22 protein-coding genes, 1 tRNA gene and 1 riboswitch are annotated in these 21,143 nt (G+C 38.5%); of the genes, 8 read left to right on the top strand and 15 right to left on the bottom strand.

Going from position 1 to position 21,143, the window contains the following annotated elements:
• Positions 1 to 227: 227 nt before the first annotated feature.
• From SAE01_RS11740 to SAE01_RS11770, 7 genes are all read right to left on the bottom strand, one after another.
• Positions 228 to 524, bottom strand: coding sequence for a hypothetical protein (locus tag SAE01_RS11740; protein WP_147203961.1), 297 nt, complete (start codon positions 522 to 524; stop codon positions 228 to 230).
• 170 nt (positions 525 to 694) lie between these two features.
• Positions 695 to 2,887, bottom strand: a complete 2,193-nt coding sequence (locus tag SAE01_RS11745) for a glutamine synthetase III family protein (RefSeq protein ID WP_147203962.1) — start codon at positions 2,885 to 2,887, stop codon at positions 695 to 697.
• Positions 2,888 to 3,015: 128 nt separating this feature from the next.
• Positions 3,016 to 3,936 carry a hypothetical protein gene (locus tag SAE01_RS11750; RefSeq protein ID WP_147203963.1) on the bottom strand — a complete coding sequence of 307 codons (921 nt, stop codon included), beginning with the start codon at positions 3,934 to 3,936 and terminating at the stop codon, positions 3,016 to 3,018.
• 337 nt (positions 3,937 to 4,273) lie between these two features.
• Positions 4,274 to 4,924 carry a response regulator transcription factor gene (locus SAE01_RS11755; protein WP_147203964.1) on the bottom strand — a complete coding sequence of 217 codons (651 nt, stop codon included), beginning with the start codon at positions 4,922 to 4,924 and terminating at the stop codon, positions 4,274 to 4,276.
• 39 nt (positions 4,925 to 4,963) lie between these two features.
• Positions 4,964 to 5,782, bottom strand: coding sequence for a sensor histidine kinase (locus tag SAE01_RS11760; protein WP_147203965.1), 819 nt, complete (start codon positions 5,780 to 5,782; stop codon positions 4,964 to 4,966).
• 14 nt (positions 5,783 to 5,796) lie between these two features.
• Positions 5,797 to 6,336 carry a hypothetical protein gene (locus tag SAE01_RS11765; protein ID WP_147203966.1) on the bottom strand — a complete coding sequence of 180 codons (540 nt, stop codon included), beginning with the start codon at positions 6,334 to 6,336 and terminating at the stop codon, positions 5,797 to 5,799.
• Positions 6,337 to 6,513: 177 nt separating this feature from the next.
• Positions 6,514 to 6,906 (bottom strand): hypothetical protein, encoded by a 393-nt coding sequence (locus tag SAE01_RS11770; protein WP_147203967.1) that lies wholly within the window; start codon positions 6,904 to 6,906, stop codon positions 6,514 to 6,516.
• A 311-nt stretch (positions 6,907 to 7,217) separates the two neighbouring features.
• Here SAE01_RS11770 and SAE01_RS11775 point away from each other — a divergent pair, with 311 nt between their 5' ends.
• The 5 genes from SAE01_RS11775 to SAE01_RS11795 all read left to right on the top strand — a co-directional run bounded on the left by SAE01_RS11775 (position 7,218) and on the right by SAE01_RS11795 (position 11,954).
• Positions 7,218 to 7,871, top strand: coding sequence for a response regulator transcription factor (locus SAE01_RS11775; protein ID WP_147203968.1), 654 nt, complete (start codon positions 7,218 to 7,220; stop codon positions 7,869 to 7,871).
• Positions 7,872 to 8,095: 224 nt separating this feature from the next.
• Positions 8,096 to 8,764: a response regulator transcription factor gene (locus SAE01_RS11780; RefSeq protein ID WP_147203969.1), complete on the top strand. Its 669-nt coding sequence runs from the start codon at positions 8,096 to 8,098 to the stop codon at positions 8,762 to 8,764.
• Positions 8,765 to 8,868: 104 nt separating this feature from the next.
• Positions 8,869 to 9,726, top strand: a complete 858-nt coding sequence (locus SAE01_RS11785) for an aminotransferase class IV (RefSeq protein WP_147203970.1) — start codon at positions 8,869 to 8,871, stop codon at positions 9,724 to 9,726.
• A 27-nt stretch (positions 9,727 to 9,753) separates the two neighbouring features.
• On the top strand, positions 9,754 to 11,064 hold the full coding sequence (locus SAE01_RS11790; RefSeq protein WP_147203971.1) for a cryptochrome/photolyase family protein: 1,311 nt from the start codon (positions 9,754 to 9,756) through the stop codon (positions 11,062 to 11,064).
• 125 nt (positions 11,065 to 11,189) lie between these two features.
• Entirely contained in the window at positions 11,190 to 11,954 is a 765-nt protein-coding gene (locus SAE01_RS11795; protein WP_147203972.1) for an exodeoxyribonuclease III, read from the top strand.
• A 36-nt stretch (positions 11,955 to 11,990) separates the two neighbouring features.
• Here the strand turns inward: SAE01_RS11795 and SAE01_RS24490 are convergent, their stop codons facing one another.
• From SAE01_RS24490 to SAE01_RS11810, 4 genes are all read right to left on the bottom strand, one after another.
• A complete protein-coding gene (locus SAE01_RS24490) occupies positions 11,991 to 12,164 on the bottom strand; it encodes a hypothetical protein (RefSeq protein ID WP_170234147.1) in 174 nt (57 codons plus the stop codon).
• A 215-nt stretch (positions 12,165 to 12,379) separates the two neighbouring features.
• Positions 12,380 to 12,799: a hypothetical protein gene (locus SAE01_RS11800; RefSeq protein WP_147203973.1), complete on the bottom strand. Its 420-nt coding sequence runs from the start codon at positions 12,797 to 12,799 to the stop codon at positions 12,380 to 12,382.
• A gap of 206 nt (positions 12,800 to 13,005) precedes the next feature.
• Positions 13,006 to 13,077: transfer RNA gene (locus SAE01_RS11805), tRNA-Met, on the bottom strand.
• Positions 13,078 to 13,264: 187 nt separating this feature from the next.
• Positions 13,265 to 13,993 carry a head GIN domain-containing protein gene (locus SAE01_RS11810; RefSeq protein WP_147203974.1) on the bottom strand — a complete coding sequence of 243 codons (729 nt, stop codon included), beginning with the start codon at positions 13,991 to 13,993 and terminating at the stop codon, positions 13,265 to 13,267.
• Between the two features lie 93 nt (positions 13,994 to 14,086).
• Positions 14,087 to 14,187: riboswitch (TPP riboswitch) on the top strand.
• Positions 14,188 to 14,246: 59 nt separating this feature from the next.
• On the opposite strand from SAE01_RS11810, the gene SAE01_RS11815 reads away from it, so the two are divergent.
• Positions 14,247 to 16,667 (top strand): TonB-dependent receptor, encoded by a 2,421-nt coding sequence (locus SAE01_RS11815; RefSeq protein ID WP_147203975.1) that lies wholly within the window; start codon positions 14,247 to 14,249, stop codon positions 16,665 to 16,667.
• Between the two features lie 349 nt (positions 16,668 to 17,016).
• Here SAE01_RS11815 and SAE01_RS11820 read toward each other — a convergent pair whose 3' ends face one another.
• The 3 genes from SAE01_RS11820 to SAE01_RS11830 are packed head-to-tail and all read right to left on the bottom strand — an operon-like array spanning position 17,017 to position 19,194.
• A complete protein-coding gene (locus SAE01_RS11820; RefSeq protein WP_147203976.1) occupies positions 17,017 to 17,325 on the bottom strand; it encodes a rhodanese-like domain-containing protein in 309 nt (102 codons plus the stop codon).
• Positions 17,326 to 17,342: 17 nt separating this feature from the next.
• The gene (locus SAE01_RS11825; RefSeq protein WP_246113221.1) at positions 17,343 to 18,173 is read right to left on the bottom strand and encodes a PASTA domain-containing protein; all 831 of its coding nucleotides are present in this window, start codon (positions 18,171 to 18,173) and stop codon (positions 17,343 to 17,345) included.
• A gap of 28 nt (positions 18,174 to 18,201) precedes the next feature.
• Positions 18,202 to 19,194, bottom strand: a complete 993-nt coding sequence (locus SAE01_RS11830) for a D-alanine--D-alanine ligase (RefSeq protein WP_147203977.1) — start codon at positions 19,192 to 19,194, stop codon at positions 18,202 to 18,204.
• A gap of 239 nt (positions 19,195 to 19,433) precedes the next feature.
• Here SAE01_RS11830 and SAE01_RS11835 point away from each other — a divergent pair, with 239 nt between their 5' ends.
• Positions 19,434 to 19,760, top strand: coding sequence for a hypothetical protein (locus tag SAE01_RS11835; RefSeq protein WP_147203978.1), 327 nt, complete (start codon positions 19,434 to 19,436; stop codon positions 19,758 to 19,760).
• An 8-nt stretch (positions 19,761 to 19,768) separates the two neighbouring features.
• Positions 19,769 to 20,101, top strand: a complete 333-nt coding sequence (locus SAE01_RS11840) for a hypothetical protein (protein WP_147203979.1) — start codon at positions 19,769 to 19,771, stop codon at positions 20,099 to 20,101.
• Between the two features lie 137 nt (positions 20,102 to 20,238).
• Here the strand turns inward: SAE01_RS11840 and SAE01_RS11845 are convergent, their stop codons facing one another.
• Positions 20,239 to 21,126 (bottom strand): cyanophycinase, encoded by an 888-nt coding sequence (locus SAE01_RS11845; RefSeq protein ID WP_147203980.1) that lies wholly within the window; start codon positions 21,124 to 21,126, stop codon positions 20,239 to 20,241.
• Positions 21,127 to 21,143: the final 17 nt, after the last annotated feature.

Consider the following 21,143-nt stretch of genomic DNA (forward strand, 5'->3'; position numbering starts at 1 on the left):
GTTATTGAACAAGCATCAGTTGTTAAATCAACATCGTTGTGTCACTCACTTGTACTTTGAAACAATTTGCGGCAATTATTGATATTATTAAAAAAGGAGACCAAATAGTCTCCTTTTCTAATAATTGTTTATTGTTAACTGCTACGCCTGTTTAGCAACCCTCATCGTATTTACTTCTCTTGTAACTTCATCGACTTTAATAATTTGTTCATCAGTAAGAATCTTTTTCAGCTTTTGATTTCTCTCTTCTTCAATAGGCTGTAGTTTTTTTTTTTCTCTTTATCTGTTGTCTGGGTATCAATTTTTACTGACCTACTTTTCAACTGGTAATCCTGTTGAATTACTACAACAGCGTTGGCCTCGTCGTCTGTTAACTTAAGTTCTGATTTAAGTTTTTCTGCCAATTTCTGTTTATCCACGGGGCTTGTACCACCACGATGCACCCCTCCAATAGTAAATTTTTGTGCAAATGAAGCACAAGCGCAGAAAGCTACAATTAGCAAAGTCAGAAAAGCTTTTTTCATAACGGGTGGGTTTTCTGTAACATCTTAAAAAGTCGTGCCGTTTTGATTGAATTACTGCCAGTAGGTTTAACGGAAATAAGCAGAATAGAAAAAGGCCTTTTTAGGGCCTTTTTCTATTTCGATCTAAAGAGCTTTACAAAGCTTGAAAAAATTAGCTAGGAACGAATCACTTATCTCAGAAATAGCAATTCGCGGTACTTTGGCAGAGTCCATTCTTCGTCCGCGACTAGTAGTTCTAATTTATCTACGTGATAGCGGATGACATCGAAATATTTATCTTTCACATCGGCATTATACGCAATTGCTTTTTCTCTTGTGTTTGTCATGTTGTTGCAAACTTTACGTGCTTCTACCATCGCATCTACATTTTCACGGATCGTTGAAATATGGTCGCAAATCTTCTGAAGCATATCTATCTGCGTTGCGTAGTTTTTTTCATCTACTCCGATATCTTTTAGTCCTTTAATGTTTGTAATAAGGGTGTTCTGGTATTTTATGGCGGCTGGCAAAATATGGTTTCCCGCAAGGTCACCTATCAAACGGGCTTCAATCTGAACAATCTTTATATATTTCTCCAGTTCAATTTCGTGCCTTGCTTCAAGCTCAGTGTGATTATAAACGCCGTTTTTTTGAAACAGACTTTTTGCTCTATCTGTCAGCATCGCATCCAGCGCAAGGGGAGTCGTTTTTACATTTGGCAATCCACGATTTGCTGCTTCTTTTTCCCACTCATCGCTGTAGCCATCACCTTCAAACAACACCTTTTTACTTTCAACAATATACTTTTGAATAACATGCATTAATGCAACTTCCTTCTTGTCACCTTTTTCAATCAGGCCGTCGACTTCTTTTCTAAAGTTGCGAAGTGTTTCAGCTATAATTGTATTTAATGTGGTCATTGCATTAGCACAGTTTGCCGAAGAGCCAACTGCACGAAACTCAAATTTATTTCCGGTGAAGGCAAAAGGAGACGTTCTGTTTCTATCAGTATTATCTAAAAGTAGTTCGGGAATGCTACGATGAAGGTCAAGCTTAAGGATGGCTTCATCCTGCTCGTCAAATTTCTCACCCACACGGCCTTCAATCTCTCCAAGCACGCGGCTCAGGTATTCGCCCGCGAAAACAGAGATGATAGCAGGAGGGGCCTCATTAGCGCCAAGGCGGAAGTCATTACCCGCACTTGCTATAGAAGCGCGTAATAAGTCAGCATAATCGTGTACCGCCTTAATCGTATTAACAAAGAAGGTCAGAAACATTAGGTTTGTCTTAGGCGTTTTTCCAGGAGACAAGAGGTTTACTCCTGTGTCGGTTGCAAGACTCCAGTTATTATGCTTGCCACTTCCATTGATGCCGGCAAATGGTTTTTCATGCAACAACACTTTTAGTCTGTGACGTTTTGCAACACGCAACATAACATCCATTAAAAGAGTATTGTGATCAACTGCAAGATTTACTTCTTCGAAGATCGGAGCACATTCAAATTGAGATGGCGCTACCTCATTGTGACGAGTGCGTAAAGGAATGCCTAGTTTATAGCTCTCTGTTTCGAAGTCTCTCATGAAAGCATACACGCGTTCAGGAATAGATCCGAAATAATGATCTTCCAACTGTTGCCCTTTAGCGGGAGAAGCACCGAAAACTGTTCTGTCAGAAAGTATTAAATCGGGACGTGCATTCGCGATAGCTTCATCGATGACGAAGTATTCCTGTTCCCACCCGAGGGTTGGAGTTACTTTAGTTATGTTCTTATCAAAGTAGTTACACACATCCACCGCAGCCTTGTCGATAGCAGCGAGCGCTTTCAATAATGGTGCTTTGTAATCAAGACTTTCGCCTGTGTAAGCAACAAAGATGGTAGGAATGCAAAGGGTTTTGCCGTTACCTATCTCCATTACAAATGCCGGGGAAGATGGGTCCCAGGCAGTATAACCACGGGCTTCAAACGTCGCCCTGATTCCTCCGCTAGGGAAAGATGAAGCATCAGGTTCCTGTTGAATTAAAGCCCCTCCATCAAATTCCTCAATCGCCGTTCCGTCACTTTTTAACGTGAAGAAACTATCATGCTTTTCAGCTGTCGTTCCAGTTAAAGGCTGAAACCAGTGAGTAAAATGAGTAACACCTTTGCTTTCCGCCCATGCCCTTATTCCGTTTGCTATCTGGCTGGCAACAGCTCTGTCAATCTTTCTTCCACCCCTAATACTTGTAACAAGGCTTTTATAGGCTTCGTCACTCAGGTACTCTCTCGCCGTTTTAATTGTAAAAACATTTTCACCAAAAATGGCGGTAACCTTAGTGCTTTGGTTCACCACCACTTCCGGAGCAGTGTTTTGGAGGCTTTTTATAGCATGAAATCGTAGGGACATGTTTAATATTTTTAATGCGCTGACAAAAAAACGCTTAATGCATAGAAAAAAAAATTTTTATTTTAAAGCGTTTCGGCTCGAAACTTAATTGCAATTATTGATTACAGTGAAAACCTGAGTAACAGGCTTTAATCCTTTTTCTTCGAGAAAGAGAAATTCGTGATACATAATAGAGGTGTTATGAGCAAGGGCAACACAACACTTCGATACCGTACAATGGCACCGGTAAAAGGGATGGTGTAGCCACAAATAAGTAAGACGGAAACGGAAAAAGCAAATAACCCAATTACAATGGGCGGAACTTTAAACGTTTTTGATAGGGATATAACAGAAACTAAAATTAGTACAGCGAGAAGAATAGTTTCAATGATGGCAGGTATATAACTGAGATTGGCAAACTCAGTTGGATGCGGTCTTAAAAAGGCCATATCCAAAGCACGAGGCAAGAACGAAATGAAACCCTGGATGGTTGGCTGTAAAGGATCGGTTGTTATTTGAGAACCAGCAGTCAACTGTAAAAATTCTTGTTGTTTAAGCGCCAGGTAAAGAGGCGGATTGATTGAAGGGAAAATGAGGGGAATAATAAAAAAACAGGCTAGCCCGGAAACATAAATGCCGGCAAAGATTTTCTTTTTATGGGTTGGATGTTTTTCGGCAATAATCCAGCAAAATATAAATGGCAACAATGCAAATAGTATGTAGTTCCTCAAAGAAAAAATAAGCAGGAATGAGAGTAGAATAAAGACGAGGTATTTTAGTGCGAAAGTTTCTTTGAGAAGTTTATAAAAGCAGTAAATGCAAACACCAATTGCAGAAAGAATAAGGCCGTCTTTATGAATGCCGCTGCACCAGAATAGTGTTGATGGCAGTAGGAAGAGACTACAAGTGATAACCCATTTCTTATTCGGATAAATAGAAAACAACACTTTAAATAGTGCTACAAGCCCAAACAAAAAGACAAAGTTGAAAAAGATAATATTGACGTAATAACTGTTGTTGCTTAGTACGTTAAACAATGCCATCATCTTTACCGGAAGATTACTCTTCAAATCATTCCAGTAAGTATTTTGCCCGCTAAAAATATTTCCACTATTGCTGTATCCATGCCGGAACAAATCATTAATAAAAGTGCGAGGTGATTTAAGTAGTAAACGTGTTTCCTCTAAGCTTAGCCTGTAAAATCTCCATGTGTCAGAAGTCGGATAGTATTTCGGTAAAGTATAAAATTTGGCATAAGCGATACCGGCCAGTATTTTAATTACAAAAAGAGTTATTAGTACGCCTTTCCCAATCTTTGAATTTCGGAAAAATGGAATGTAACAGATTATTAAAGAAAAAAGTAGAAGGTAGAATATGAATAGTGCAGTTTGCAATTAGTGGCGGCAATTATTCTATAAGGTTATTCTTGACTGCAAAGAAAACAAGACCAGCTGTATTTTTTAATCCAAACCTTTCCATTAATCGCTCTTTTATGCTTTCAACAGTCCGTGAACTGATATTCATTTTTTCTCCAATTTCCTGGCTTGTATATTCGAGGCAGATTAGTTCTAAAACTCCTTTCTCCCGTTCGCTAACTTCAACCTCATTGCTTAGAGAAGGGATAGACCTATTTTTGCTTTGCGATCTTTTTATTAGTATCCTGTTTACAAAATGGTTTAAGTAAAAACCTTTGTCAACTACATCTGTAATTGCCTTTTTAATTTCCACAGGGTCGGTGCTTTTTAATAAGTATCCATTTGCACCATTTTCCATTAGATGAATAACAAATTTTTCTTCTTCATGCATTGTAAGAACTATAACAAAAATATCAGGGTAGTGGAGACTTATGTATTTCGTTGTTTCAATTCCATCTTTTACTGGCATTCGCAGGTCCATCAGAATTACATCAGGTTTCGCTTCTCTGATGCCATCAAGTAGTTGCTGACCATTTTCTGCTTCTAAAACAAACTTTATATTACTATAGTGCCTTAGGGAAAGGATTACTCCTTTCCTGAAAATTTTGTGGTCGTCTGCTATCGCAACTTTTATTTCACCCATATTAATAAGATGTAACAACAAAAATGAAATAAGGGATACTTATTTCTCATCATATTCTTTAGGAATATCGATAGTTGCTTTATAAAATGATTTGGATGGATCCTGTTCAAATAGTATATCTCCATGTATAACCTTCAACCTGCTCTGAATATTCTTTAAACCCAAACCTGTATTGCTTTTTGACATCTTAATAAAGTCTTCATGCGTCAACCCTCTGCCATCATGATGCAGTCGTATAATCATATTATCTTCTCCATTGTGTTGGGTAAGATGAATAAAGCTCGAGTTGCTATGTTTTAATATATTATTTATCAGTTCCTGTATCACCCTAAATACTATCAACTCTTTTTCAGCTTTTAAACGAACCTTATAATCATGGAATCGGCAATTTACATTAATTGCTCCGGCTCCGTTTATCTTTTGGAAAAAATCGTTTACTGCACTTTCAAGACCAAAGTTTTTTAAGGTGGGCGGCATTAGACTATGGGAAATATTACGAACGAGTTGAATAGCTTCGTCGATTATTTGTTTAGCGCTAAAAATAGATTGTAACTGGGTCGCCTTGTCAAGATTGACCATATTTTCGGTGAGGTATAATCTTGCAGTAGCTAATAGAGGGCCCGCATCATCATGTAAATCGGCAGCAATTCTCTGACGTTCTTCTTCCTGCAGTTTTATTGACGCCCTAAGCAAAATTTTCTGTTGCTCAGATTCCATCTGCTGCATCTTCAATTGAAAACGGATGACCTTTCTTTGATGAAAAATAATGAAAGTGATAAGAGCAATTGCTAAGAAGAGCATCCCTATAGTACCTAAAAGCAGTGGAGTAGCGGTTACATCAGATTGTAAAAAGGTCATTTACTAGAGCCGCTTTAAGTTAGTATAAACTTTTGTTTTTCGATATTATCGTTTTTTCTGAAAAAAGCAATGCAAAGCAAAATACTTCTGATGATAGTAAATAAGTAATTGATGACATAGTAATTTTCCCGAACATCTGGCGGCAATGAAGAAAGGTATAATAAAAGGAAAAAGGTGCCTGCTGCGTTAACAAAAAAAGCTGCAACTATCCAAAAATTTGTGTAACGGTAGATAAACGCTTTATTCAATACAAATATTTGCTCGTAATAATAATAAATGGCAGTAGCCATAATGAAAATATTTTCTACTGTTACGCAGATCCAAAGAAATTCTTTTGGGGTATAGATGAAAATTTCAATAAACCAGAAAACGGTAAAAAATGCAATAAATGCGAGTAAAAGAGTTTTTACAATATTATTGGGTATGATCTTTCTGTAGAAGACGCAAAGAAAGACTGTTTCAATTAACGTGTAAATATTAAAAGAATAGGAATTTGGCTTGTGCGTCCATAGAAGATAAATGCCGTATAAATCAACAATTAAATTAATGATCAAAAGAAAAAAAATAACCCGTAAGCTTTTATCACTCTTCTTATTAAGAACAAGATAAAAGATTACGGGAAATATTTCTGAGATTACAGAAGCGTGTGTTATGAGTTGAGTTAGGCTGATCTTTTGGAGATTTGGTTCAAATATAAAAATATTTCTGAACCTTTAGCCCATTTCCTTAGACTACCATCCCTCTTGCTGAGGAACTCCTGTACTAAGCACTCCACCACCGGCTACAATACCTTTTTGTTTGTTCATTTCGCCGTTTGCACCAACAGATGTTACATTTAATATGTAATCGCCTTTCGAATTAACTCCTACAACCACTGGCTTAGGAAGGCCTAACTCATTAATGCCGTAAAGAATTGTTATTCCAACAGCGCCTGGTTGAGCTAGAATAGCTTCAATAATGTTGCGACCAAGGAAATGAGCGGATACCTCTTCCTGATTTTGATCGAAATAATTTTTCACCATCTTAGCGCCTTTTTCATAACCAATGTTTTCACCAGAATGAGCGGAAAAGCCTTTTTTCTGCTCGGCGATTTGGTTTGGGGCATAAGTTTTTGTGTTCATCATAGTTTGACTTTTTATGGGGTTCGGTTAAAAGAATTGAAGTACAATTTCCCAATTTGAAATTTTTCCACAAAGGGGATACTTTGTCAAGAAATCAGTAGTTTGCTAGAAGAGATTGAAAATTAAGTCTTTACAAGAAGGCCTTTTATAAAAAATGTAGTAAAAATACCTTTAGTTACCGTAAAAATACGGTAACAAGAAGCGTAGAACTTTCAATTAGTTAGAAACATCTACTCGCTATATTTGCGGTTATTCACCGAATCGCCGTCCGTATATAGGATCCAATTCCGTTAAAAGCATTAATAGTCTCAGTTGTGGAAAAAATAATTCAACTCGCCCTTGCCGACGATCACAAAATATTTCGAGATGGCATTCGAATGTCAATGAAGAACCGTGAGTTCATCCGGATCTTGTGGGAAGCTGAGGACGGCAAGGATATGATGCACAAACTGAAGCTTAAGAAACCTGACGTTTTAATAATGGATATCAAGATGCCTGAAACAGATGGGATCAGGGCGCTACAATTAATTAGGAAAGAATACGAAGATCTTAAGGTTATTATCCTTAGCATGTACGATGATAAGGAGACTATAACAAGGATGATGGAGTATGGTGCCAATGCCTATTTAACAAAAACGGCGGATGCCGACGAAATTTACAAGGCTATTATTTCATGCATGAATAGTGATTTCTATTTTAATGAACTGGTAAATTCGGTAGTACTGCTCAAGCTTCAGCAGAAGAAATCGGTAAGAACATTTTATCCAAGCGTGGTCAAATTCAACGAAAAAGAGCTAAAAATTTTAAAACTAATAAGTGAAGACAAAACTACAGAAGAGATATCGGAAGATGTTTTTTTGAGTCCGAGAACAGTTGAAACAATCAGGCAAAACATGAAAACTAAGGTGGGCGTAAAAACAATTGCCGGTCTTCTTATGTATGGAATGCGCAATCACCTCCTTGACTAAGATTACTACAAGGCGTTACTTTTTCAATAATAAGAATTGCTTTTTGACGTTTCAAAAAAAGTAGGTAGTCTTCTGTATTTTTTCTAACATTGCAAGTAGTATTATTACGATTAAATGACGGACAGATACTATAATCTCAAAGTTAATCGTTAGTAGTAAGTGCAATACCGCCCCAAGGTTTTTCTTAATTTCAAAATTTACTAATAAGATTATTTTCCCCATCGATGACTACAGACAGCAAGGATAAAATAAAAGTATTGATAACTGATGATCATGCTTTATTTAGAACCGGTGTAAAAGCTTCATTATCTCACTACCCTGATATAGAATTTATTGGAGAGGCGGAAAATGGAATGCAGCTACTTAATCTTGTAAAATTTCTTCAGCCAGACGTTATACTCCTGGACATACAAATGCCGATTATGGACGGCATTGCTACCTTGCCCGAATTAAAGAAAGTTTTACCTAATTCCAGAATCATTATGCTTACAATGAATGACGATGTAAGTATGATTAGTAAATTAATGGAGATTGGAGCGAACAGTTACCTTACAAAGAATAGTGACAGTGAGACTATTTATGAGGCAATAAAAACAGTACATGCTAAGGAGTATTTTTTTAACGAGTACACAAACAAGGCAATTCTTTCAGGTTTACGAAGCAGGAGAGTCGTTGAAATTCCAATGACTGATGATGCAGAACTGAGCGAAAAGGAAATGCAAGTCTTAAAACTAATGTGCGATGAAAAAAGCACAAAAGAAATTGCTGATATTGTAGAAATTAGTCCAAGAACTGTCGAAGCTATACGCGATAGGCTAAAAATAAAAACAGGCGCAAAAAGTACGGCCGGCCTAATTCTCTATGCTGTAAAGCATGGAATAGTAGAAGGATAATTTTGATTAACGAGCACTTTTAAGTAGGATTTTCTTTGCAAACCTTATTGCGACTTTTGTAACTTCCTTCTGTTCCACTCAAATAAATTTTTCCAACTCAATCGATGTCTCTTTTCTCAATTTGGAACGGAACAGTTGTAAAGGATGAGGAAATTTGTATTTCTGCGAACAATCGTTCCTTTAAATACGGCGACGGCTGTTTCGAGACAATGAAAGTGGTGGAAGGACAAATTTTATTATCTGACTTACATTTTCAACGGCTTTTTACTTCGCTAAAGCTTCTTCAATTCACCAGTAGTCAAGAATTTACCGCCCCCGAGCTCACTTCTCAGATTATTTACCTTTTAGAGAAAAATGGCCATCAAAAGTTTGCAAGGGTAAGACTAATGGTTTATAGGGGGAGCGGTGGATTATATGATGTAGAAGACCGAAATGCTTATTATATTATTCAAAGCTGGGCCGGTGATACAAGTTCTGATGTGTACAACGAGAAAGGACTTAAGGTCGCTGTTTTTTACGATGCGAAAAAAGCTGCTGATTTTTTTTCTGCTATTAAAAGCAATAACTATTTGGGTTATGCAATGGCAGCCATGTGGGCAAAAGACAATAGGTGCGATGATGCTGTAATAATGAATGGCTCTAACCGGGTTGCTGATGCGACCATCGCTAATGTATTTATTGTAGATGACGGTGTTATAAAAACACCATCTTTAAATGAAGGGTGCGTCGATGGTGTCATGCGTAGATACCTACTTAATTGTTTTCAAAAAGACTCTTTGCCTTATTCTCAAACTGAAATAACTCAAGAAAATCTTTTAAATGCGTCGGAAGTTTTTTTAACTAACGCAAACTTCGGCATAAGGTGGGTTCAGATGGTAAACCATACCAATTATAAGAACACCTTATCATCTTATCTGCATCAAAAGTTTATTGCACCTCTGTTTAAGAATGCAACTTTTTAAAGTAAAAGTTGTTGCTTAATCAAAAAAATGAAGCCGAGGGTAAACATTTTTTGGTTTAGAAGAGATTTGCGTCTCCATGATAATGCTGCTCTATATTACTCCCTAAAGGAAGGTACTCCTGTTTTGCCCATATTTATTTTTGATAAGTACATATTAGATAAGTTGGAGGATAAAGCAGACAGAAGAGTCGCTTTCATTCATTCAGCTTTAGAGGAGCTTCAGCAACAACTTTCGTCTCTTGGTTCAAGTCTTCTTGTATTGTACGGTTTTCCTAAAGACGTTTTTAATCAATTAATTTCTACATACACTATTGAAAAAGTGTATACTAACCACGACTATGAACCGTATGCTGGTGAACGGGATGGGGAAATCGACAATCTTTTACAAAGCAACAGTATTCCGCTGCTTACAAGTAAAGACCAGGTGATATTTGAGAAGGGTGAGATATTAAAAGACGACGGCTCGCCTTATACTGTTTTCACGCCTTATAGCCGAAAATGGAAAGCTGCTCTAAACAATTTTTTTCTGTCTTCTTATCCGAACGAAAAATACTTTCAAAATTTTTACAAAACCGAGCCTCACGCTGTTCCTAAACTTGAAACTTTTGGATTTAAAAAACTGACTCATCCTTTTCCCTCCAAAAGTCTTGTTGAAGAAATTTTAAAGAAGTATAGCGATACGCGAGATTTTCCGGGAGTTGAAAATGGCACGTCCAGACTAGGAGTTCATTTGCGATTCGGTACGGTAAGTATTCGAGAACTAGCAAAAACGGCAATAAGTCTTAATGATACTTACTTAAACGAACTGATTTGGCGGGAGTTTTATCAAATGATACTCTGGCATTTTCCTGAAGTTGGGCAAGGACGTGCCTTTAAGGAAGAATATGACAAAATAGAGTGGCGTAATAATGAAGCCGAATTTGAAAAGTGGTGTAAGGGAATGACCGGATATCCAATTGTAGATGCAGGAATTCGGGAACTTAATGCAACCGGGTTTATGCATAACCGTGTTAGAATGGTTGTCGCTTCTTTCTTAACCAAACATCTTTTAATAGATTGGAGATGGGGCGAAGCATATTTTGCCGCAAAACTATTAGACTATGAATTAGCTTCAAACAACGGCGGCTGGCAATGGGCAGCAGGAAGTGGTTGTGATGCAGCTCCTTTCTTTCGAATTTTCAATCCTCATTTACAAACAATAAAGTTTGATAAAGGTCTTGATTATATTAAAAAGTGGATACCGGAATTAAATGAGTTTACATATCCGCAACCAATAGTCGATCACGAATTTGCACGGAAAAGGGCGCTGGAAGTTTATGGAAAAGCATTAAAAAAGTAAAGCTAGAATTGTAAATATTTGTATTTGATGTTGAAGGGTCAATGGCTTAAAACACCAAAAATTTTTTCAATACCTCGTCATTTTGACTATTGCTTCCTCTAACTTTCACAATCATAAATAACGACATGCGGATACTGACTTATAACGTAAACGGAATTCGGAGTGCAATGCGAAAGGGTTTTATAGAATGGTTGGAAACTGACCCCGCAGATGTTATCTGCCTACAGGAAGTGAAAGCCCACAAGGGCGATATTGATATAGCCCGGATAGAGGCGTTAGGATTCGAAACGTATTGGTTTCTTGCTCAGAAAAAAGGATATAGCGGGGTGGGAATTCTGACCAAGATAAAGCCAGACAACGTTGTATACGGAAGCAAAATAGAACAAAGTGATTTTGAAGGCAGGGTGATAGGGGCTGACTTCGGCGACATCTCACTCTTCAGTGTATATTTTCCATCCGGTACCAGTGGCGAAGTTAGACAGGCTTACAAATACTGCTGGCTCGACGAATTTTTAGACTTTCTAAATGAACTCAAAAAAACAAGAAGCCAAATCATAATCTGTGGTGACTATAATATTGCCCATAAGGAAATTGACTTGCATAATCCAAAATCAAGTAAAAAAACTACGGGTTTCCTTCCTGATGAAAGAGCTTGGTTTGATAAGTTTTTAGCAAACGGATTTGTCGACGGTTTCAGGCATTTAAACAAGGAGCCCAACCAGTATTCGTGGTGGAATGTTTTAAGGCCTAGTAACAGGACTGAAAACAAAGGCTGGCGGATCGATTACATTAGCGTGACCGAAATTCTTAAAGATCGTATTGTTGATGTAAAAATTCTTCCTGAGGTCAAGCACAGCGATCACTGCCCTGTTTATCTCGAACTGAAATAGAAACCAGGTGTAAAAACCAAACCTACTTTAAAACTTTTACTGCGCTTTTTCCTTTATTGGCTTAATTACAAAAATGGTAGAGAAAACAAAGAACCCTAAGGCCAAAGCAGTGCTGCTAAATTTATACGCAGCGCCTATTCTTAGATTTGCAACTATTGCTACAATGCTACCCACGCAAAGGGACAAAACGATGTTTCTTATGGTATTCATACTAAAGGATATTGTGATCGAGTAAAATCTATAATTACTCTTTCTTCAAACGCTTTTCTCCTTTTAGTTATTGCGGCTATTCCGACACCCTTGCCTTCCTTTTTTATTGTTGCGGAAAAGAATTATTAACAGCAAAAAGAATTGAAGTAGCTGGGAATGGTGAGCTAAAGATTAGGACTATTTATTGTTGAAATAGCTAATTCTTTTTTAAGAAACTACTCAGCAGTAAAATATTCAGTATAGACCTTTCCGGTGCCTTTTTCGGTTTCTACTAAAACAAGCTTGTTATCAACAGCCGAATTTATAGTATAAAACTGTTCCTTAGAATAAGTCCCATTTCTATCCCATATATAAATTTTATTAGGGCTTTCGTAGGAGAAGCTTTTGTATACAGTTGGGTTGGAGTAGATTTCAAGGTCCGCATAAATCCCAAACATTCTGTCCCATCCTTTCCCTTTGCCTAGCACCTGTTTGGTCGTAATTCCGTTGATCGTTGTTTTTACGCTATCGCATACCAGGTATTTGCCTTGTAATTTTACCATTGCATCCTTAATAGGGTCTGCGCCGGTATCATCTTTCTTACAAGAAACAAGAACTATTGCTGATACTAATATTGAAACTAGAACTTTCTGCATTGATTGTTTTTTTGGTTCTTTTTGATTTTGAGATAATTTTTATCGAAAGCTTGCTATCGCAATTATCTTTCCAATTTCGGCCAAAATTAAAATAACCGTGGTAATAAGGTTGGAAAAAATTGAAGTACAACTACTGAGTAAAGGTGTTCTATTCGAGAGGTAGGTACATAAAAAAAGGCCTCGAAAAAAGGCCTTGATTTTTTATGTTGCGAAGGGAGGGTTCGAACCTCCGACCTTCGGGTTATGAGCCCGACGAGCTACCGCTGCTCTACTTCGCGATCTGGGTGCAAAAGTAATAGGCGGAAGATTACGAACCAAAATTTTCTTTCTTTAACCCGTTAAAATTTTTAAGAAAATTTGCAAGAAAGCCTGCAGATGCGAATGGACTTGTAGATGAAGTGATTGCGACGCAACAACGATGCTATGCAAACTGCTGCTGGAATAACAACCACCTTTTTTAGCAATTTAATCATCGGAGCCGCTGCGGTTTTTAATACTTGCTCCGGCATTTGCATTTAGCACTTTGCCTATTCCTTGCCCTTTATAATAAATATTTGAACCTCCACTTGCATTAGCGTTTAATTCGCCCGTTACAGTAACTTTTATATTAGAAGCGCCTGAAGAAGAAGCTTTACAGGTTTCAATGCTAAGCTCGTAACTATTTACTTTACATGCGCCGCTTGCATCGATCAAGCCATCCTTAGCTGTTCCTGATAACCTTGCTACGGAAGCGCCACTAATGTCAAGATTTAGCCTGGATACGTTAATGATACCTTTTACCTCACTTGCTCCCGAGATATCAAGTTTCAACTCATCGCTTTTAATCGGACCACTGAAGCTGGCGTAAGATGCGCCTGATACATCTAAACGATTTAGGTCGGTTGCTGTAACATAAGCTTTCAATTTGCGATTGGTCCAGTTAAAGCCGTTCCAAACACCGCCGTCAACTGAAATACGCAACACACCGTTTTTTACTTCCGTCTTTATTTTACTGTTATACTTAGCTTCTCCTGCACTAATCGCGACTCCTTGGGTAGGTCCTTGAGAAAGATATAATGATACTGCGCCAGACACCTCAATGCTACTAAATTTCTCTACAGTTCGAACTTCAGCATTTTCATCATACACAATGTTTTGAGCATTACTTACAAAGCCGGCAGCGGTCAATAGTATCAACAAAATAGCGTTCTTCATTCCTTGCGTTTTTTAAATAGAACGGTGTGGTGAAAAAAAAGTTACAGGGAAATCCAAATTTTCGCTGTTATTTTTGCAGCATAGAAACGCATACGTTTCTTCCCGGGGTGCTGAGGCTGATGGCCGATGCTGAGATCAAACCCGTTGAACCTGAACAGGGTAATTCCTGCGAAGGGAAGGTGCTACTTTTTTACTGCCCTCTCCTGTCTGCATTTCCCTGTTCCCAAATTTTTTAACCACTTAAAAAGTGAAAATGAAACATTTTTTGGGAACAATCTCTGCCTTTTGTATTACGCTTATTACAAGTGCGCAGTACTCAATTAAAGGTCATATTGTAAATGAACAAAACAACCAGGCTGTTGAAGCCGCAACGGTTTCCATTGAGAAAGATGGAACGAGCATTTCGAGCACTATAACCGATAACCGGGGTGACTACGAGTTTAAAGGTTTAAAGAATAAAGGAGCTTATTTGTTAATTGTCGAACATGTAAGTCTCCAGAAACGAACAGTGAATGTGGAAGTGTCGAGCGATATAACTGTCGCTAACCTCACGTTGGCAAACAATGCTTACTTTCTTGAGCCACTTGAGGTGAAGTCATTAAGAGCTTCAGAGAAAGCGCCTTTTGCAAAAACAAATATCAGCAAACAGGAAATTGCAAAAAATAATCTCGGGCAAGACCTTCCATTCTTGCTTAGCCAGACACCGGGAGTGGTAATTAACTCCGACGCAGGTAATGGTATTGGTTATACGGGTATTCGTATCCGCGGCAGTGATGCTACGCGTATCAACGTAACTATCAATGGCATTCCTTACAATGATGCTGAAAGCCAGGGAAGCTATTTTGTCGACCTTCCAGATATTGCTTCTTCAGTTAATTCGATTCAGATACAACGAGGAGTAGGTTCAAGCAGCAATGGAGCCGGCGCTTTCGGCGCAAGTTTAAACCTGAGCACGAACGAATTTAATGAGAAGGCGTATGGTGAAATTAATAATAGCTATGGATCGTTTAACTCCTGGAAGAATACGGTTAAAGCCGGCAGCGGATTAATCAACGGTCACTTTACTGTTGATGCAAGACTTAGTCGTATTAGCAGCAACGGATTTATAGACAGGGCAGCTACCGATCTTAAATCGGCCTATTTTTCAGCTGCTTATATCGGTAAAAAATCTACCGTCAGGTTTAACTACTTCTCGGGACTTGAAAGAACTTACCAGGCTTGGAACGGCGTTCCTGAGAGTCTCATTAAGACCAATCGGATCTACAACTCAGCCGGTACAGAGCGGCCGGGGGATCCATATAATAACGAGACAGATAATTACCAGCAAGATCATTTCCAGTTGTTTTTCAACCACTCGTTTAGTGATCATGTCAGCTTTAACACCGGTATTTTTCTTATAAAAGGCAAAGGTTACTACGAGCAATACAAGGGTGTAGTAGCGGAGCAGGCAGCTGGAAGCACCTCTTCAACTAAGTTCTCCAAGTATGGCTTGCCTAATGCAATTTTTGGAAGAGACACAATTAAGAACACCGACCTTGTAAGACAACTCTGGCTGGATAATGATTACTACGGGCAAATATTTTCTCTACTGTACAAGAAAGACAGGAACCAGGTTACGTTTGGCGGAGGATGGAACCAATATGATGGGAATCATTACGGGCAAATTATTTGGGCTGCGATCGGCATCCCAAAAGACTACCGTTATTACGATTTAGAGGCCGTAAAGACCGACATAAATATGTATGCAAAATGGGAGCGTTCGCTTAGTAACAAATTCAATTTGTATGCTGACTTACAATACAGAAAGGTGCATTACAATATGGAGGGCTTTAAAGACAACCCGACCATATTTGTTACCAGGAACTTTAATTTTTTAAATCCCAAAGCCGGTATTAGCTACAACTTTAATGGCGTGAATGCTTTTGCAAGTTATGCTTTGGCCAATAAAGAGCCGAACCGCGATGACTTCGAAGCCGGAGTTGCCAACCAACCTAAAGCCGAAACTTTGCATGATTTTGAAGCAGGTTTTGAAAAAAGGGCAACATTATTAAGTTATGGTGTAACGGGCTATTACATGTTGTACAAAAACCAATTGATCTTAACAGGGCAAATCAACGACGTAGGCTCCTATACAAGGGTAAATGTTCCTAACAGTTACCGGCTTGGTATAGAGTTGCAGGGTAAGGTGGTCGTTGCTCCGTGGTTAAATGCAGGTGCAAATCTTGCTCTAAGCAGAAACAAAATCACGAATTCACAAGAGTACCTTGATGACTATGACAACGGCGGGCAGGTTTTGATATCACATAAAAATGCAGACATTTCGTTTTCACCTTCTGTAGTTGGTGGTGCTACCATCAACTTGCTGCCAATTAAGAACGGAGAGATTAGCTTGTTAAGTAAATATGTAAGCAGACAGTACCTCGATAATACTTCTAACGTTTCGCGCAGTTTAAATGCTTACTTCGTGCAGGATGTAAGAGCTAGTTATACAATTAAAAATAGGTTGTTTAAAGAGCTGAACCTGGTGGCAGCTGTTTACAATGTTTTAAACAGAAAGTACGAGCCGAACGGTTATACGTTCAGCTATATTTATGGAGGCAAAACAGCTACCGAAAACTACTATTTCCCGATGGCTGGAACCAATTTTATGGCAGGGGTAAACATTAAGTTGTAGAGCCAGGATTGAAGGTTTTTTCAACACTTTTTGAAAATTGATATAAATGAAAATCTTCGAAACTGTAGGCTAAACAAAATTTTTTGATGGTCTCGCATTTATTCTGTTCTGAACATTGTTGTTTCACTCACTTGTACTGCAACAAAGATTTGGGCTAAAGCTTTGGAGGTTTTCGAATGCTTTTTATAAAAAGTAGAAATTGTATCTGAAAAGATTAAAAGCAATAAGGGCGGCATTCATGCCGCCCTTATTGCTTTTAATGAAGTAAAGAATGTTCAATAGAAATATTCAAAGTGCAAGAGTGCGACGCAAGAAAAGCTAGATCAATGGTTTACTGCTTGTACAAAAATTATCTTCCAAATTTCTGTTCCCAGTTTAGCATTCCTCCGGCGACATTTACTGTATTTTTAAAGCCCATATGTTCAAGCATCAGGCAGGCTTGCTGGCTGCGGTTGCCACTTCTGCAGTAGATAATCACTTCCTCGTCTTTCAAATCTTCTATATCATCGATCATCATGCTTTGTATGCGGCCCAAAGGAATATGGGTTCCGCCAATGTTGAAATCTGCTCTTTCGATATCTTCTCTTACGTCAAGTACATGTAGTTTCTCACCCGCTTCCATTCGGGCTTTTAGTTGTTCGACTGTTATCTGTTGCATGAGTGCATGTATTTTTATTATTGTGGAGTAGACTCGGCCGCGACCTTGGTGCTATCAGTTAATACAGGCAGAGGTTGGGTGCTGAGCCAGATGTCTATTGTCTGCCCCGGTTTAATTCTGTTATAGCGCCTGGAGCCATCGCTTGCCTCACCATACTTTGTTGGGTTTTGCCGCGTCACGTATGCATGTGCAGAGTCGGTAACATCTGCATCGAAGACCGGGGTAAAATTAATATCCATGCTTCGTAATAACGACCTTGCCTGGCTGTATTGTTTACCCATTAAGTCCGGAACTCCAATTTCGAGGTCTCCGATTCCGTTTCCAAGAATGAAGCTGATCGTGCTGCCCATAAAGATTTTTGTTCCTGCTTTTATCGGTTCGTTATTGTACAATTGTTCGAGCACCGAATTTTTGGCAATGTCAGGTCTAAAGGTCGTATCACCTAAATGAAGGCCCAGGTTTTCGAGATACATCTGCGCGTTGCGAAGTGAAAAACCAACAAGGTTTGGCATCTCAACCAAAGGTGGCTGGGCGCGATTGATGGTTAAGTAAATGGTACGATTAACTTTTACGGTTGCATCCCCACCGGGAGTTTGTTTTATAACTGCAAGCTTTGGGAAAGTATCAATGTATAGACTATCCTGAATTTCGACTTCAAATCCTTTATCTTCAAGAAGCTTTCTTGCGGCATCCACGCTTTTGCCTACAACTGAAGGCACTTTCTGGTAATCTCCATGCTTGGTAAGAAAATCAAGTGAACCAAAAAAGAGCAGGATAAGTAACGTAGTTAATATGAGAACAACCAGTATACTTATCCAGAGAGGTCGCCGCGTGATAAATTTAAACACGAAATATTTTTATAAAAGTTGAAAAAAATTAATAATTAAAGCATTCTTCCAAAAGTGCTGAATAAAACTCTTTTAAAGTCCAGCCCATTGCTTTTACCTGTTGCGGAACAATGCTTGCTTCACTTTGTCCCGGTACTGTATTCACCTCTAACATGTAAGGCTGCTCTTTCGCTTCATTATAAATAAAATCTATTCGCACAACTCCACGACAATTGAGGAGCTCGTATATTTTCGCAGCATTTGTTCTTATTTTCTCCGCAATTGAATCATCAACCTGGGCAGGAGTAATTTCTTCACTCATTCCCTTTACATATTTTGCTTCGTAGTCAAAAAAGTCTTTTTTACTGATTACTTCAGTGATCGGCATTGTAATGATCTTACCATTGGTTTTAAAAACACCAATAGTAAATTCTCTTCCCTGTATAAATTCTTCAATTAGAACCTGGTCGTCTTCTTTAAAAGCTTTTTCGATTGCCAGTCCCAATTCTTCTGACGGCTCATTTACTTTCGACATACCAATGCTAGATCCGCCATTATTTGGCTTAATAAAAACAGGGAACGTTAGCTGACCAGCTATTTCATCTGCATTTATAAAACTGTTTTTTATTAGGTGAACAGATTTGGCAACGTTAATTCCACCAAAAGCTGCTACCGCTACCGTATAGCGCTTATTGAAAGTCAACGCAGATGTAGCAGCATTGCAACTCGTGTAGGGAATTTTAAGAAGATCGAAATAGCCTTGTAATTTTCCGTCTTCTCCTGGCGTTCCATGGATGCCTATTAAGACAGCATCGAAAGTAACTTTATCGCCTTTGATGCTTATTGAGAAATCGTTTTTGTCCACCGCAATTTCCTCTCCCTCCTCAGACTCAAACCACCATCCTGTAGCATGAATGTCTATCTTATAAACATCATATTTTTCTGTATCAAGGTTATTTTCAATAGTAACAGCACTCTTATAACTGATTACAGATTCTCCACTGTAGCCGCCTGTAACAAATGCAATTTTCTTTTTGCTCATAGCCCTAATTGTGACGCAAAGAAAGTAAAAAAATCGCCAAGGAAGATGTAAAAGGAAATTGAGGATTTTTTTAAAAAGATTGATTTTTCAAACGAGGGATAAAAACATTTTGCAACATTGTATAAATAATAATATAGAAATAGTAAAAGGAGCGGGTGTATTGTCAATAGTATATTTACATGATAAATGTGGGTTTTATTCAACTAGAGAAATTGCTATAAAATTTAATAAAACTAAAAATGCTTAAGCTAAAATTGTTTTTACCAGTTGCATCATTGGCGATAGTAGTTGTTGCCTGTAACGATAAAAATGAAGATGTCACAGATGCAGTAAATAAATCAGGTTCAGTTGAAACTGCGGTTCATATATCTCATATAGATACCGCAAACGATGAGCTTGTAACAACGCACAAGATTTGGGTAAAAAACAATGTATATAAAACGGTGGAGTACAGGGATACTATTCCCTCATTAGGAACTGAAAACACGGTGGCTGAAAACGAGGATGGAGATAAAAAAAGTGTATCAGTTAAAAAGGATTATGAAATTTATATAACAGTCAAGTAAGGATAGAAATGAAAAAGTCAAAATATGTTGAACTGGTATTAATAACAGCGGTGCTTGCCTCGTGTAATCAACCGAACAAAGAGTGGGAGAGTGGCAACAAAGTTTACATGAGGAGCGACACTACTGCGCCTTATAGCAGAGCGCATCATTCAGGTATCGGGACTGCTTTGTTATGGTACTATGCGTTTAGACCTTACGGCAATTTTAATAATGGCAATTACCGTAGAGCGGGTTACTATTCTAGAGGATTATCGGAAAGATCAAATATTGGCAGTAATACCTTTAAAGGTGCAGTAACCCGCGGTGGATTTGGAAGAGGTGGGTATAGTGTTTCTTCTTAAGCAGAAGTTGTGGTAATTGAACGAAGATTAATTGTACTACAATTGGAAGATGAATATAGATTTGACGTAAAAGGGTGCGACGCAACATTGATAAGAAAAGAGGAAATGTTGACTACAAAACTTGCTCAAAAATCCGCTTAGTCCCAATCCTGCATAATAGGAGTTGTATCCTTAGCCATTTTTTCTACAAACTTCCGCTCATGCACGAGGAAACCGTTTCCTTTGGCGCATAAATGCACACGAATGTTTTCAACACTCATTGGATTGCCCTCAGGAATGTCGGCAATGTTGCTGTGGCGTATATCGTGTCCATCGATAATAACTACCATTCCGCTTCCGATCGCTTCCATCTTATTTCCTTCGGTTATTAGCATCCCCGTATCTTCTCCTAATCCAATGCCGATACAAGAAGGGTTTGCGCCAACAGCTTGGGAAAGCCTCCCGAAACGTCCACGCTTTTCAAAATGGGAGTCGAAGATTACGTTCTGCATAAAGCCAAGGCCGGTAGTTATTTTTACTTCTCCTTTTAGGTGCGCTTTAGAAGCGTCACCTTCATAGATCATCGTATTGCTCATTGCCATTGCTCCAGCCGATGTGCCGGCAACAACAAATGGTTCATTCTTATACCTGTTTTGAATAATTCGTAAAAACTTAGTTCCCCCGAAGGTCGAAGTAAGGCGCATTTGGTTTCCGCCGGTAAACATAACGGCATCGCACTCTTGAATTCGGTCGATGTAGTCCTGGTCCTGTGCATCTTCCCGGTTCCTGATGTGCATCACGTCTACATTGGTACATCCTATTCTTCCAAACGCTTCCAGGTAGTTATTACCTACCTCAAATGGAATCATGGAGGCGGTAGTCACTACTTCAATCCGCGCCAGTATTCCGCCCGCTTCATGAACTATGCGACGAAGAATTCCCAACCCAAAAAAGTTTAAGTTGTGATGGATGGCGAGGGCCTTTTCTAAAACAGTCCCTTTATCTTCTGCGCCACCGATTGCAATAAGTTTTCCTTTTTCCGACATTTTTAGTGTTTAGACAA

The organism is Segetibacter aerophilus (assembly GCF_007991655.1).
Lineage (GTDB): Bacteria > Bacteroidota > Bacteroidia > Chitinophagales > Chitinophagaceae > Segetibacter > Segetibacter aerophilus.

What these genes read in the sequence shown, in the direction of transcription:
- SAE01_RS11835 (WP_147203978.1), top strand. Translation starts at nt 19,434, where the DNA reads ATGCTTAAGCTAAAATTGTTTTTACCAGTTGCATCATTGGCGATAGTA.
- SAE01_RS11800 (WP_147203973.1), bottom strand. Translation starts at nt 12,799, where the DNA reads ATGCAGAAAGTTCTAGTTTCAATATTAGTATCAGCAATAGTTCTTGTT.
- SAE01_RS11745 (WP_147203962.1), bottom strand. Translation starts at nt 2,887, where the DNA reads ATGTCCCTACGATTTCATGCTATAAAAAGCCTCCAAAACACTGCTCCG.
- SAE01_RS11815 (WP_147203975.1), top strand. Translation starts at nt 14,247, where the DNA reads ATGAAACATTTTTTGGGAACAATCTCTGCCTTTTGTATTACGCTTATT.
- SAE01_RS11840 (WP_147203979.1), top strand. Translation starts at nt 19,769, where the DNA reads ATGAAAAAGTCAAAATATGTTGAACTGGTATTAATAACAGCGGTGCTT.
- SAE01_RS11810 (WP_147203974.1), bottom strand. Translation starts at nt 13,993, where the DNA reads ATGAAGAACGCTATTTTGTTGATACTATTGACCGCTGCCGGCTTTGTA.
- SAE01_RS11760 (WP_147203965.1), bottom strand. Translation starts at nt 5,782, where the DNA reads ATGACCTTTTTACAATCTGATGTAACCGCTACTCCACTGCTTTTAGGT.
- SAE01_RS11790 (WP_147203971.1), top strand. Translation starts at nt 9,754, where the DNA reads ATGAAGCCGAGGGTAAACATTTTTTGGTTTAGAAGAGATTTGCGTCTC.
- SAE01_RS11795 (WP_147203972.1), top strand. Translation starts at nt 11,190, where the DNA reads ATGCGGATACTGACTTATAACGTAAACGGAATTCGGAGTGCAATGCGA.
- SAE01_RS11845 (WP_147203980.1), bottom strand. Translation starts at nt 21,126, where the DNA reads ATGTCGGAAAAAGGAAAACTTATTGCAATCGGTGGCGCAGAAGATAAA.
- SAE01_RS24490 (WP_170234147.1), bottom strand. Translation starts at nt 12,164, where the DNA reads ATGAATACCATAAGAAACATCGTTTTGTCCCTTTGCGTGGGTAGCATT.
- SAE01_RS11820 (WP_147203976.1), bottom strand. Translation starts at nt 17,325, where the DNA reads ATGCAACAGATAACAGTCGAACAACTAAAAGCCCGAATGGAAGCGGGT.
- SAE01_RS11740 (WP_147203961.1), bottom strand. Translation starts at nt 524, where the DNA reads ATGAAAAAAGCTTTTCTGACTTTGCTAATTGTAGCTTTCTGCGCTTGT.
- SAE01_RS11755 (WP_147203964.1), bottom strand. Translation starts at nt 4,924, where the DNA reads ATGGGTGAAATAAAAGTTGCGATAGCAGACGACCACAAAATTTTCAGG.
- SAE01_RS11785 (WP_147203970.1), top strand. Translation starts at nt 8,869, where the DNA reads ATGTCTCTTTTCTCAATTTGGAACGGAACAGTTGTAAAGGATGAGGAA.
- SAE01_RS11770 (WP_147203967.1), bottom strand. Translation starts at nt 6,906, where the DNA reads ATGATGAACACAAAAACTTATGCCCCAAACCAAATCGCCGAGCAGAAA.
- SAE01_RS11780 (WP_147203969.1), top strand. Translation starts at nt 8,096, where the DNA reads ATGACTACAGACAGCAAGGATAAAATAAAAGTATTGATAACTGATGAT.
- SAE01_RS11830 (WP_147203977.1), bottom strand. Translation starts at nt 19,194, where the DNA reads ATGAGCAAAAAGAAAATTGCATTTGTTACAGGCGGCTACAGTGGAGAA.